Source organism: Lonepinella sp. BR2271 (genome assembly GCF_051851515.1).
Lineage (GTDB): Bacteria > Pseudomonadota > Gammaproteobacteria > Enterobacterales > Pasteurellaceae > Lonepinella.
This window is the reverse complement of the sequence record NZ_JBPDVF010000002.1, coordinates 107,207-120,605: the sequence shown is the minus strand read 5'-3', so window position 1 is coordinate 120,605 and position 13,399 is coordinate 107,207. Positions and strand designations below refer to the sequence as shown.

Annotated in this window: 12 protein-coding genes; 6 read left to right on the top strand and 6 right to left on the bottom strand. The window is 40.9% G+C overall.

Going from position 1 to position 13,399, the window contains the following annotated elements; genetic code table 11:
* Window positions 1-17: 17 nt before the first annotated feature.
* Window positions 18-647: a two-component system response regulator NarL gene (gene narL, locus ACTG7X_RS02575; RefSeq protein WP_439240060.1), complete on the top strand. Its 630-nt coding sequence runs from the start codon at window positions 18-20 to the stop codon at window positions 645-647.
* Between the two features lie 55 nt (window positions 648-702).
* Here the strand turns inward: narL and rnr are convergent, their stop codons facing one another.
* The 4 genes from rnr to ACTG7X_RS02555 form a co-directional block, all read right to left on the bottom strand.
* Window positions 703-3,084 (bottom strand): ribonuclease R, encoded by a 2,382-nt coding sequence (gene rnr / locus ACTG7X_RS02570; RefSeq protein ID WP_439256974.1) that lies wholly within the window; start codon window positions 3,082-3,084, stop codon window positions 703-705.
* Window positions 3,085-3,332: 248 nt separating this feature from the next.
* Window positions 3,333-3,920 (bottom strand): hypothetical protein, encoded by a 588-nt coding sequence (locus ACTG7X_RS02565; RefSeq protein WP_439256973.1) that lies wholly within the window; start codon window positions 3,918-3,920, stop codon window positions 3,333-3,335.
* Between the two features lie 69 nt (window positions 3,921-3,989).
* On the bottom strand, window positions 3,990-4,706 hold the full coding sequence (lpxH, locus tag ACTG7X_RS02560) for a UDP-2,3-diacylglucosamine diphosphatase (protein WP_439256972.1): 717 nt from the start codon (window positions 4,704-4,706) through the stop codon (window positions 3,990-3,992).
* Between the two features lie 14 nt (window positions 4,707-4,720).
* Window positions 4,721-6,514, bottom strand: a complete 1,794-nt coding sequence (locus tag ACTG7X_RS02555) for an ABC transporter ATP-binding protein/permease (protein WP_439256971.1) — start codon at window positions 6,512-6,514, stop codon at window positions 4,721-4,723.
* Between the two features lie 165 nt (window positions 6,515-6,679).
* Between ACTG7X_RS02555 and ACTG7X_RS02550 the strand changes: the two genes are divergently transcribed.
* Window positions 6,680-8,335, top strand: a complete 1,656-nt coding sequence (locus ACTG7X_RS02550) for a putative transporter (protein ID WP_439256970.1) — start codon at window positions 6,680-6,682, stop codon at window positions 8,333-8,335.
* 224 nt (window positions 8,336-8,559) lie between these two features.
* A complete protein-coding gene (locus ACTG7X_RS02545; RefSeq protein WP_439256969.1) occupies window positions 8,560-9,567 on the top strand; it encodes a virulence RhuM family protein in 1,008 nt (335 codons plus the stop codon).
* Window positions 9,568-9,684: 117 nt separating this feature from the next.
* On the opposite strand, the gene ACTG7X_RS02540 is transcribed toward ACTG7X_RS02545, so the two are convergent.
* Window positions 9,685-10,731 carry an extracellular solute-binding protein gene (locus tag ACTG7X_RS02540; RefSeq protein ID WP_439256968.1) on the bottom strand — a complete coding sequence of 349 codons (1,047 nt, stop codon included), beginning with the start codon at window positions 10,729-10,731 and terminating at the stop codon, window positions 9,685-9,687.
* Between the two features lie 144 nt (window positions 10,732-10,875).
* Between ACTG7X_RS02540 and ACTG7X_RS02535 the strand changes: the two genes are divergently transcribed.
* Window positions 10,876-12,171 carry an NAD(P)/FAD-dependent oxidoreductase gene (locus ACTG7X_RS02535; protein WP_439256967.1) on the top strand — a complete coding sequence of 432 codons (1,296 nt, stop codon included), beginning with the start codon at window positions 10,876-10,878 and terminating at the stop codon, window positions 12,169-12,171.
* 60 nt (window positions 12,172-12,231) lie between these two features.
* A complete protein-coding gene (locus ACTG7X_RS02530; protein WP_439256966.1) occupies window positions 12,232-12,432 on the top strand; it encodes an antitoxin VbhA family protein in 201 nt (66 codons plus the stop codon).
* A gap of 118 nt (window positions 12,433-12,550) precedes the next feature.
* On the opposite strand, the gene greB is transcribed toward ACTG7X_RS02530, so the two are convergent.
* A complete protein-coding gene (greB, locus tag ACTG7X_RS02525; protein WP_439256965.1) occupies window positions 12,551-13,030 on the bottom strand; it encodes a transcription elongation factor GreB in 480 nt (159 codons plus the stop codon).
* Window positions 13,031-13,175: 145 nt separating this feature from the next.
* Between greB and tatA the strand changes: the two genes are divergently transcribed.
* The gene (tatA, locus tag ACTG7X_RS02520; RefSeq protein WP_439256964.1) at window positions 13,176-13,397 is read left to right on the top strand and encodes a Sec-independent protein translocase subunit TatA; all 222 of its coding nucleotides are present in this window, start codon (window positions 13,176-13,178) and stop codon (window positions 13,395-13,397) included.
* The last annotated feature ends 2 nt before the right edge of the window (window positions 13,398-13,399 follow it).

The window sequence follows — 13,399 nt, the reverse complement described above, 5'->3', positions numbered from 1 at the left end:
GATATAGAGAGTGTGTAATGAAAGATAAAATTAAGATCCTGATTATTGATGATCACCCCCTTATGCGTCGAGGTATTCAACAACTGATTGAATTAGAAGATGATTTCAGGGTTGTTGGCGAGGCCAGTAATGGCAATGATGGCATTTCTCTGGCGCTCAAATTGGCGCCAGATTTAATTATCTTAGATTTGAATATGAAAGGGTTGTCAGGCCTAGATACCTTAAAGGCCTTGCGTGCTGAGGGAGTGGATGCCCGCATTGTGATTTTAACAGTATCGGATGCCAAAAATGATGTGTTTGCGCTCATTGATGCGGGGGCGGATGGTTATTTGTTAAAAGACACTGAACCTGATACCTTGCTTGCCCAACTGAAACAAGTGGCTTGCGGTGAAGTGATGTTGAGTGACAGTATTCAAGCACTGTTGCGAGAACGCCATGTGGCCGATGCCGATCCTATTCATTCTTTAACCGAGCGAGAATTGGACGTGTTGCGTCTGATTGCCACGGGTCTGTCCAATAAACAAATTGCGTCGCAATTATTTATTTCGGAAGAAACGGTCAAAGTCCATATTCGCAATTTGCTACGTAAGCTCAATGTGCATTCTCGTGTGGCAGCGACGGTACTTTATTTGGCGACGCAAGGGTAAGAATAAAGCGACGTCAATCTAAATCGATGTCGCTTTGCATTTGTACAACAGCTAGTTAGCGAGCTTTGCGTTTTTTACTGCTTGATTTCTTCTCTTTTCCGCTGTTTTTCGCTTTTTCGGTTTTCAAACTGCGGTGCTTTTTCACCCCGTTTTCTGCCTTTTTCGCTTTGGTTTTTGCGGTTTTACCCACTCGGCGTGGTTGGCGTTCGCTTGATACTAGAGAGAAATCCACTTGGCGTTGTTCAAGGCTGACGGCTTCTACTTTGATTCTAACTTTATCTCCTAAACGATATAGCATACCGCTGTTTTCGCCGATTAAGCGTTGGCCGGCGCTGTCAAATTGGTAGTAGTCATTATCGAGGGTGGAAATATGCACCAAGCCGTCAATAAACAAATCATCAAGGCGAACAAATAAGCCAAAACCCGTGACAGAGGAAATCACACCGTCAAATTCATCCCCCACGTGATCCTGCATAAATTCGCATTTTAACCAGTCGGCGACTTCTCTTGTGGCGTCATCTGCACGGCGTTCGGTCATGGAACATTGATCGCCTAGGACGTCCATTTCCTCTAAGCTGTAATGATAACCGCCACTTGGTGTGGTTTTGCGTTTTGCCCCTTTTTCTTTGGCAATCAAATATTTAATGGCACGGTGTAAGGTTAAATCAGGGTAACGGCGAATTGGCGAAGTAAAATGGGCGTATTCATCTAAGGCTAATCCAAAATGGCCAATATTATCAGGGTGATACACCGCTTGGCTTAAACTGCGTAACAACATGGTTTGAATCAGTTCTTGATCGGGGCGTTGTTTTACTTGGCTTAATAATTCGGCATAATCGGCGGTGGTGGGTTTGTTGCCGCCACGTAAGGATAAGCCACATTCACTGAGGAACGCACGAAATGCGGTCAATTTTTCTTCACTTGGGCCAGCATGAATCCGATATAAGGCCGGTTCTTGGTGACGTTCCATCAAATTTGCTGAGGCAATATTGGCCAAAATCATACATTCTTCAATGATTTTGTGAGCGTCATTGCGTTCCACTTTTTCGATTCGCTCAATGCGGCCCATTTCATTAAAAATAAACTTGCTTTCAATGGTTTCAAAATCAATGGCTCCCCGTAAATGACGGGCCTCTAACAAGGCTTGATACATGACGTGCAATTCTTTCAAATGCGGCACCAAAGCGTGATAACGTTGGCAAAGTGCCTCGTCGCCCTCTAAAATGCGTGCGACTTTGTTGTAGGTTAAACGAGCGTGTGAGTTCATTACCGCCTCATAGAATTGATAACCTTTTAATTCGCCTTTATGGGACACCTCCATTTCGCACACCATACACAGGCGATCTACCTGCGGATTGAGTGAACATAAGCCATTCGACAAAATTTCAGGCAACATCGGCACCACTCGGTTCGGAAAATAAACAGAATTCCCCCGATTGCGAGCCTCGGTATCTAAGGCGGTGCGTAACCGCACGTAATAGCTGACATCCGCAATGGCCACCCATAACCGCCAGCCATTTTTTTCTTTGCGACAATGTACGGCATCATCAAAATCTCGAGCATCTTCGCCGTCAATGGTGACTAACGGCAAATCACGTAAATTGATACGCCCTTTTTTCGCTTCTTCTGGCACGTCTTCACTCAGTTTTTTCACCGCTTTTTGGACAGCGTCAGGGAACGTATGCGGAATATCGTGATTGCGTAAGGCAATTTCCACTTCCATGCCCTTGGCCATATTGTCGCCTAAAATTTCGCTGATCATGCCCACCGGCTGACTAAAGCTAGCGGTGCGGGGTTTCAGTTCGACCACCACCACTTGCCCCATTCTCGCCCCTTGGCGAAATTCATTAGGAATTAAAATATCTCGTCCAATACGGCTATCATCCGGCACCACATAACCAATGCCGTCCTCGAGGAAAAAGCGACCGACCACGTGTTTTTTACGGCTTTCTAACACACGCACAATCCGCACTTCTTGGCGACCTCGGCGGTCAAATCCCGCTGGCTGTGCCAACACAAAATCGCCGTGCATGACCCGTTGCATTTGGTTATTGGGGATAAATAAATCTTTATTGGCCACCACATTTTTGGCGGGGCTTTCGATTTCTAAAAAGCCGTAGCCATCACGGTGTCCAATCACGGTGCCTTTGATTAAATCTAACTTTTCCGGCAAAGCATAGCGTTTCCGTTTGGTGAACACCAACTGGCCATCATTTTCCATAGCACGCAAACGGCGACGAATGCCCTCCAGTTCATCTTCATGACGTAAGCCAAAAGTCGCCACGATTTCTTCACGGCTCATGGGGGCGTTATGTTCTCGGATAATTTGAATAATAAAGTCACGGCTTGGGATGGGGTTTTCGTATTTTTCTTGTTCTTGTTGGCGATTGGGATCCACAAGTGCGGTGTTTTTTTTGGTTTTTTTAGTGGTTGTCATGTTATCTCTCTGCGGTTATCTGGTAAAAATCGGATAGGGTTAGTTTGACACTCTGCTGCGCTGAATGCAAGGGAAAAACCCCATTGCTTGAGCGATAGAATAGGAAAACATTTCAAGTTATGAAAACAAAGAATATGGTGAAGAAAGAATAATTGAAAAAGGAGATATTGTTAAAATCCAAGATGAACTTAATTTGAAAACGGGCTTTTGTTCTTAATAAAAATGCTGGAAATTTTCCAGCATTTTTATTAATGATATGAAGCATTTAATAATTTCAAAAATTTTTCTCTTTCTTGGATGTTTTTTTCATAAAAATCTTTTATGCTTGGTGGGCAAACACTTTTTAATAAATCATCAATTCCATAAACAGTTTCAATAATTGGATAATTATAATATTTTTTTTCAAACATTTCTTTATATAAGGATTTCTTTTCATTAGATAATGATGTAAATACGTTCTCATTATTTAAGAAAGTTTTGTTTTTAATTGATTGAATTAATCTATTTTCATAATTTGATATTTTTTTTTCAAAGTTATTTGTTTCTTTTTGATGTTCTAAAGTTAATGGTTTTGCCATGTTTTTATAATTGTATTCTTTTCCATCAAAAACATATTTTGCTTTTTTAAATTCTTCTGTAACAGTTTGATAAATTAGCCTTTTATCTTTGCACATATAATTACGTTGTTCTGTTTTTAATTTTTCCATTAAAGTTATTCTGCCAAACACATCACAACTTCCATCATCATATAATGCAAAAGATTTACCACTAAATCCTAGACCACTTACCATTAAAAGCCCGAACAATAAACTGTTTAATAATGTGTTTTTCATCATATCATCTCCTAAGAAAATTGAAATTCGTCTTGCATTATACTGCGTTTTAGGCCTCACTGCCAACACCTGTTAAGATGATGACGCAATAAATTTTGCCCCAAGCTCGCTCACTTCCAATACCGAGGCCGTTTTGCCCCAATCCCCTAACACAATTCGCTCATACTGCGGTGTGATTTGATGAATATGTTGTTTATGGGTATGGCCGTGAATTAATCTTGTCACCGCAAATTGTTGCATGATTTGCAAGGTAAATTCTGGGTTCACGTCCATTATCTCAATGGGCTTTTGTTGCTTATCTGCTTTGCTTTTAGCACGAATATTCTCAGCAATTTTTAACCGCAGTTTTAAGGGTAAGCATAAAAACAAACGTTGTCGCCATTTTTGATGCACTTTACGGCGGAATTGTTGGTATTTTTCATCATCAATACACAGGGTATCACCGTGACAAATTAGGGTTTGCGTGCCATATAAATCAATTACTTGATAATCAGGTAAAAGCTGTAATCCGCAAGTTGCCGCAAATTGTTGCCCGAGCAAAAAGTCCCGATTACCGCAGATAAAATAGCAGGGAATACCTTGTTGCGTCATCGCTCGAATGTGGTCTTGCACTAAGCGAATTAAATCTGAACGTTCATCATCGCCAATCCAAAAATCGAACAGGTCGCCCAGAATATACAACGCCTCGGCTTTTGGGGCTTGCTGTTGCATAAAATCCACAAAAAGTGCGGTTAAATCGGGGCGATTTTCGCTTAAATGTAAATCGGCAATAAACAACGTTTTTTTCATTTAATGTCCTACCATTAACTGCCAACGATTAACTGCCAACAATGATTAACAGGATCAATTTCTAATTGTTGCTGATGATGCACATTCAGGGTTGAACGGTGTCCAACACTGATAATCGTGGTGTTCGGCAAACGTTCATGTAATAAACGATACATGGCATCTTCTAATCCCTCATCCATACTGGCAGAGGCTTCATCTAAGAAAGCAATTTTCGGTTGGGTAATCAATAACCGAGCGAACGCTAACCGCTGCTGTTCACCCAGTGAAAGCACCCTTGTCCAGTCATTTTCTTGTTCCAATTTATCACTTAAATGGCCAAGTTGCACCGCTCGCATGGTGTCTGCCGCTTGGGCGAAATCCACATTATCAGGGGCAAGATTGGGATAAAATAACGCATCAATTAAACGCCCTTGCGGTAAATACGGTTTTTGCGGTAAGAACAGGGCGTTCTGTTGGGGTAAATAAATATCGCCGTTGGCATGCGACCAAAGGCCCGCAATGGTGCGTAATAAGGTGGTTTTGCCCGCCCCTGATGGGCCTTTAATTAATAGCGATGAACCTTGTGGCAGATCGAAAGTTAAATCCGCAATCAGGGTTTCGCCGGTGGGTTTTTTCACCGAAACTTGCTCAAAACGCACCGCACTTTCGGTGTGATGTAAGCGTACTTCATTCGGTTGATTGGCCTGATCAATGGCGGAATGGAAACCGGTTAAACGATCTAACACGGCTCGATAGCTAGCAAATTCATCATAAGCGTTACGGAAATAAGATAACGCCGATTGGACACGGCCAAAGGATTGCGAGGTTTGAATTAAATCGCCTAATTGAATTTGTTTACTAAAGAATCGGCTGGCTTGAATAATAAACGGAAACACCACGGATACTTGCGATACCATTAAGTTAAAGCCGGATAGTTTTAAGGTCATGTGAACCATTTTCCACACGTTGCCAATCACTTTATCAAACTGTTTAAATAAGATATTGCGTTCCATTTTTTCGCCACGGAAAAAGGCAATGCTTTCGGCATATTCTTTAATCCGAATCAGCGAGTAACGGTAGTTCGCATTTAAGCGTTCGTTAGCAAAATTTAACTGAATTAACGGTCGTCCAATACGGAACGCAAACACACTGGTGACGAGCACATAAATAAACACCAAAAATACCATGGCATGCGGTATGGTAAAAGAACCGACTTCCATTGGGCCGGACAGATTCCATAAAATTTGGGTAAAGGCCACAATAGATACCACGGAAGAAATCACGCCGGTGGCAAAACTTAAGGAGCTAGACACATAGGATTGAATATCTTGTTGGATCCGTTGATCGGGGTTATCTAGTTGATTATAAATATATTGTGTTTTGTAATAGGCCTGTTCACCGAGCCATTTATCCACCATTTCTTGGTTGAGTTCAGTTCGCCATTGAATGGTGAAACGTTGTCCGAGATAATAAAGCAATAACACATTGCTGATGTTAATGGTGGCCAACACGGAGAACACCACCATTTGAATCCAGAAAACGTTTTCATTGCTATTTTGCAAGGCGTCATACATGGCCTTGTACCATTCGGAAAACAGAATATCTAAGCGGACGGAAAATAGGTTAAAAAACACAATCACAATAAAATAAGCTAGGGGTTTAACACTGCGTTTGGGCGACAGATAATCTTTCGCCAATGACCAAAATTGTTGTCCCCAATGGGTGGTTTTGACTAAAAACCAGAGTACAGCAGTGAACACAATCGCCGTGATCCCAATGGCTTTTAAGATCCAAAATAGCGAGGTGATTAATTCTTGGGTATAATCCATATAATAATTCAGCAATAAATGTTAAAATAATGCGTTATTTTTCAGCAAATAATGCAATTTAGCAAGGAAAAATGTGATAAACGTCAAATTTTTTCATTTTGCTTATTTTATCTTGTGTGGCTTACATTATAATTGTGGCCAGTTAATTTTAATTTAGGGGGCGTTATGTCTGATATTGCGATCACGATAAGCCTACTTTCGCTGGTGGCGGTAGTGGGGTTATGGATTGGTCATTGGAAAATTAAAGGTGTGGGACTGGGTATCGGCGGTGTGTTATTCGGCGGTATTATTGTTTCCCATTTTACCCATCAAAATGGGTTAATGTTGGATCCGCATACCTTGCATTTTGTGCAAGAGTTTGGTTTGATTCTGTTTGTTTATACCATTGGTATTCAAGTAGGCCCCGGCTTTTTTGCCTCTTTGCGTGAATCGGGTATGAAACTCAATGGCTTGGCGGCATTAATTGTGTTGTTAGGTTCATTAACGGTGGTGGGGGTTTATCATCTTGCCGACGTGCCATTGGAAGTGTTGCTTGGGATCTATTCGGGGGCGGTGACGAATACGCCATCTCTCGGGGCAGGACAGCAAATTCTGGTGGAGTTAGGCATGACCAACATCACCGAAAAAATGGGGATGTCTTATGCCATGGCTTATCCGTTCGGGATCTGCGGTATTTTGTTAAGCATGTGGTTAATTCGTTTATTCTTCCGTATTAAAGTGGACGAGGAGGCGGAGGCCTTTAATCGAGAAACCGGCAAAGACAAAGAGGCGTTAGAAAAAGCCAATCTGAAAGTGACCAACCCGAATTTACATGGTTTATTGCTCAAAGAAATCCCCGGTTTTGAGGGACAAGCGGTGCTTTGTACTCGCTTAAAACGAGGCGAAGAAATCGTGGTGCCAAAAGGCGAAACGGAAATTCACTTAGATGATGTGTTGCATTTAGTGGGCGAGGGCCGAGCTTTAAATAAAGTGCGGTTAATTATGGGCGAGTTAGTGGATATTGAGGCCTCGACCATTAAAGGCAACTTACGCTCTGAACGTGTGGTGATTACCAATGAAAAAGTGTTAGGGAAAAGTATTCGTACCCTTGCTTATCATCAAAAATACGGCGTGGTGATTTCTCGTTTAAACCGTTCAGGGATCGAACTTGTGCCAACCGCTAACACAACATTGCAATTTGGTGACGTGGTGCATGTTGTCGGTGGTGATGACGTGATTGGTAAAGTGATGTCGGATCTTGGTAACATGCAATCCAAACTGCAACATGTGCAAATGTTACCTGTGTTTATCGGTATCGGTTTAGGGGTATTGGTCGGGTCTATCCCATTCCATATTCCAGGTTTCCCTGTGGCGTTAAAACTCGGCTTAGCCGGTGGCCCATTAGTGGTGGCGTTAATTTTGGCTCGAATTGGTTCTATCGGCAAACTCTACTGGTTTATGCCACCAAGTGCCAATATGGCGTTACGTGAAATTGGGATCGTGTTGTTCTTGTCGGTGGTCGGCTTAAAATCGGGGGGCAATTTCGTTAGCACCTTAACCGAGGGGAATGGGCTAGAATGGATGGGGTATGGTATCTTAATTACCTTTGTACCGTTGGTGCTAGTCGGCATTATTGCTCGCCTGTATGCCAAACTGAATTATCTTTCTATTTGTGGTTTGCTCGCCGGTTCCATGACCGATCCTCCTGCTTTGGCCTTTGCCAATGCAATTAAAGAAGATCATGGGGCCGCACCCTTAGCTTATGCCACGGTTTATCCACTCACCATGTTTTTACGGATAATTTCACCGCAGTTATTGGCGATCTTGTTGTGGTCGATTTAACGGTATAATGTATTGAATATAAAGGGCGAACAGATGTTCGTCCTTTTTTTCGTTATCGCTAGTCAGTGTTTAATTGTCATTTAAACGGACCGATGTGTTCGCAAGGAATCTATTTTCAAAATATTGTTGATAATGACAATAAAGTGTGGTAATTTATACAGGTATATTGATTATTACACAATATGAGTGATATATCGGGCTGAAAATTAGAGGGCATTTGTAAGATGAGCAATAAAAGTAATCCAATCCAGATTTACCAATCTATTGATGGTACAACTAAAGTCGATGTGTGGTTTGAGCAAGAAACAGTGTGGCTGAGTCAGGCCCAAATGGCAACGCTATTTGACACAACAAGTGAAAATATTATTATGCACTTAAAAAATATTTTTGCCGAAGGGGAGCTTGATGAAGATGCAACTACTAAGGATTTCTTAGTCGTTCGCCAAGAAGGTAAACGTCAAGTACAACGTCAAATCAAGCATTTTAATCTTGATGCCATTATTTCTGTGGGCTATCGTGTCAAATCCAGTTCGGCAACTAAATTCCGCATTTGGGCAACCGAGCGGCTTAAGGAATATCTGATCAAAGGTTTCACCATGGATGATGAACGTCTGAAAAATCTAGGTGGAGGTCATTATTTCAAGGAATTATTAGACCGTATCCGTGAAATCCGTTCAAGCGAAAAAGTGATGTATCGGCAAGTGTTGGATTTATATGCTACCGCAATAGATTATGATGCGAAGAGTGAAACTAGTATTAAGTTCTTTAAAATTGTGCAAAACAAATTACACTACGCTGCTCACGGCAACACCGCCAGTGAAGTGATTTATTTTAGAGTGGATAGCGACAAACCCTTTGCTGGGTTATCTCATTTTAAAGGTAGTCAGCCTACTCAAGCCGAAGCAATGATTGCTAAAAATTATTTGAGTGAGCATGAATTGCGAGTGTTGAATAATATCGTATCGGCTTATTTTGATTTTGCTGAATTAAATGCGATTGAAGAACGTCCTATGAAAATGACAGATTTTGTACAGGAATTAGATCGGATTTTAATGTCCACTAATCGCAAAGTTTTAACCCATTCAGGCAGTATCTCGCATGATCAAGCCATAGAAAAAGCCAAAATGGAATATCGTAAATATAAGGCGAGAACGCTTGATGATGTGGAAGTGGCCTATTTAGAAACTATCAGCAAACTTGGCAAACAAGCCAAAAAAGTGACGAAGAAGTAGAAAAATTTTATGCTATAACACGACAAATTGAGGAATGGAAAATGACTAAATAAAATCTGCACCCAAATACGCAAGTAATTAGCTTAAATTTCGGGTGCAGATTATACTTAGACAGGTCTAATTATTGGTTTTCAATTTATTCCAATATTTCTCATAAATATCCACAGCGTCGCCCACGTCGCCTTGGAATACGCCTTTTTCCACTTCTTCCTCCGGTGGGAACAATAATGGATTTGCCGCATCTTCCGCTTTTAACAAGGCTTTCGCCCCAGTATTCGGCATTGAAAAGCCCATGCGTTCAATAATACTTTTCGCATGTTCAGGGCGGAGCATAAAGTCAATAAACTTGTGGGCCGCCTCAATATTTTTCGCCCCTTTCGGAATGGCGTAGTTATCCATCCAGAAAATCGCCCCCTCTTTCGGATACACAAATTTAATATCCGGATTTTCTTTGGCAGCCATATAAGCGGATCCGTTCCAAATCATCCCCAAATCCACTTCGCCTTGAATATAAGGCAATTCTGGCGTATCTGAATTGAACGCCCCCACATTAGGCAACAGTTTAACTAAACGCTCATAGGCCGCCTTAATCTCCTCTTCCTTGGTGGTATTCGGCGATTTGCCGTCTAGCAATAACGCAATATGAAACACTTCTCGTGCGTCAGCGGTTAATAACACTTTGCCTTTAAATTCGGGATTCCATAAATCTCCCCAACTGGTCACTTTAGCCGGATCAATTTGGCTGGTGTTTACCGCAATGCCTGTTAATCCATAAACATAAGGTAAGGAATATTGGTTATTGGGATCAAATTCTTTATTTAATAAATTTTGTGGAATTTGTGACAAATTGCTTAATTTGCTGTGGTCGATTTTTTCTAACATACCGTCTTTGGCCATTTTGCCAATGTAATAGCTTGACGGAAACACTAAATCATAGCCGGCTTTATCCATTAACTTCAATTTTGAATACATTTCTTCGTTGCTTTCAAAGGTCGAATAATTGACATTTATGCCTGTTTCTTTCGTGAACTCGGCCACTAAATCTGACGGAATATAGTCCGTCCAGTTATAAATATACAGATCCTCCGCCCAAACTTGGCTAGCAAAAAAAGTGGTGGCGGAAAGCATGAAAGTTTTCATTGAACGAGAAAAGGATTTTTTCATTTACGTTTAGATTCTCCAAAAGTGCGGTTAAAAAATTAAAAGTTTTGTGCTTTATTTAAGCAAATAAAGTATAACATATTTTGTACATTGACATATTTTTTTATCCTTGTAAGATCGGCGGAAATAATTGAAAAAGGCAATTTTATGCTGAACTTTGCACATCAAGAACATATCAACACCTACTATTACGACAGCCGAAATCTTGACTTAAAACAACCGCACTTGGCGGAAAATTTGTCTGCGGATGTTTGTGTCATTGGTGCTGGATTATGCGGTTTATCTACGGCCTTAGAACTGGCAGAACAAGGCAAAAAGGTGATTGTGCTAGATGGGGCAAGAATTGGCTTTGGTGCCTCGGGACGCAGTGGTGGACAAGCCATTAATGGTTTTGAAGATGGCATTGATGAATATATTGAACAATTTGGTTTTGAACAAGCCAAAAGTTTGTGGGAAATGTCGTTAGAGGCCATTGATATTATTGATGAGCGAGTTAATAAATACCAAATTTCATGTGACTGGAAAAAAGGTTACGCCACTTTGGCATTAAACCATCGCCGTATGGACGATTTAGTCGCCATTGAAAAAGCCAGCCGTGAAACTTTTGGCTATCCCCATATGCAATTGTGGGATAAGCACCAATTACAACAGCATTTGGGATCAGATATTTATGTGGGCGGTTTATTTGATAGCAATTCAGGGCATTTACATCCGTTAAACTACTGCTTAGGTTTAGCCAAAGCCTGTTTAGCATTGGGGGTACAGATTTTTGAGCAATCGCCTGTGTTGGATATGCAAACGCAAGGCAATCAAGTAGTTTTAACCACCGATAAAGCCCAAGTATCTGCTCAACATGTGGTGTTAGCCACCAATGCCTATATTGCCAATTTACCTAAGTCTATTCATCACGGTACCGCTCGGAAAATTTTACCTGTGGAAAGTTTTATTATCGCCACAGAACCGCTCGATCAAGCCACCGCAGATAGCCTGATTAATAATGGCATGTCAGTGTGTGATAATAATTTATTGCTCGATTATTATCGCTTAAGTGCAGATAATCGTTTGTTATTTGGCAGTGATAGCAGTTCTAATAAAGATATGGTACAAGTAATGCGGAAAAATATGCTCAAGGTATTTCCGCAATTAGAACAGGTAAAAATTGATTATGGTTGGGGTGGCCCGATTGATATGACCTTAAATTCACAACCTTATTTGGGTCGCATTACACCGAATGTGTATTTTGCTTATGGTTATTCTGGTCATGGCATTGCGTTAACCGGCTTGGCTGGACGGATTATTGCGGAAAGTATTTTAGGGGATGATCACCGTTTACAGGTGTTTGAAAAGCTCAGAATCCCATCTGTCTATGGCGGAAAATTAATTAAAAATCTCGCCTTAAAAATTGGTATTCCTTATTATAAGTTTTTGGATAAATACCGCTAGTTTTAGCCATCAATTTATTCGCAAAGTGTGGTGAGAAAATTCATAGATAAGAGGTGAAAAATGGGTGATTTAGAAAAAAGTGAACGACAATCTGCGGTGCAATTTGCTATCGATAACAACAGATTAGAAGGATTAGAACCGAGTGATGAATTTCTGGCTTTCTCCCAAGATTGGATTGACGGAAATTTAACAACAGAAGAATTTGGGGAAAAGATTTATGTATTACATGGTATCAAAGACGTAACGAAAAGGGGAGCATAAGCTCCCCTTTTTTCGGTTTTAAATCTCGCACTTGATGGTAGCTGCACACCTCAGAATAGTTAAAAACTACCTTGTGTGTGATTTTAATTGATCGTTTATGGGTTGTCCAGAAATGCCGTTAACTTTTTTCATACCAAATCCGATTAATAAAAAACAGCATATTACCCGATGGCGTGTTCACCCGCACTTCGTCATCTAACTGTTTACCAATCAAAGCACGAGCTACTGGGGAATCAATGGAGATCCAATTTTTAGCGGGATCAAATTCATCACAACCCACGATACGATATTGTTTTAATTCGCCGTTTTCTGTTTCTAATTCTACCCACGCACCGAAAAAGACTTTGCCCTCTTGTTGGGGGTGATAATCCACGATTTGCAACACTTCCAACCGTTTCATTAAAAATCGTACACGCCGATCAATTTCACGTAAGCGTCGTTTGCCGTAAATATATTCGGCGTTTTCACTGCGATCGCCCATGGCTGCTGCTTCTGAAACGGCTTGCGTAACTTTTGGGCGTTCTTCTTTCCAGAGATACTTTAATTCTTTGTCTAAGGCATTCCAGCCTGAGCGAGTGATGTAGTTTGATTTTGCCATTTAGAGTAAATATGCGTAAAATAAGCAAAATTATAGCATATCCTGTGACCTAAACGCTACGGCTTAACCTGTTGTAGCTATTGCTTAACTAGCGGAAAAAGGGTATATTCAGCAACATGAATGATTGAAAATTAAGAGGTATTTTATGGGTGGTATTAGCATTTGGCAACTTCTCATTATTGTCGCTATCGTGGTGTTATTATTCGGTACAAAAAAATTAAGAACCTTAGGTTCTGATTTAGGCGAATCCGTGAAAGGTTTTAAAAAAGCCATGGCAGATGAACCGAAAGAGGCGGAATTTAAATCTCTAGACAATGGCGACAACGCAAAAACAGAAGAGACGGCAAAACAAAAAGAACAGGCATAATC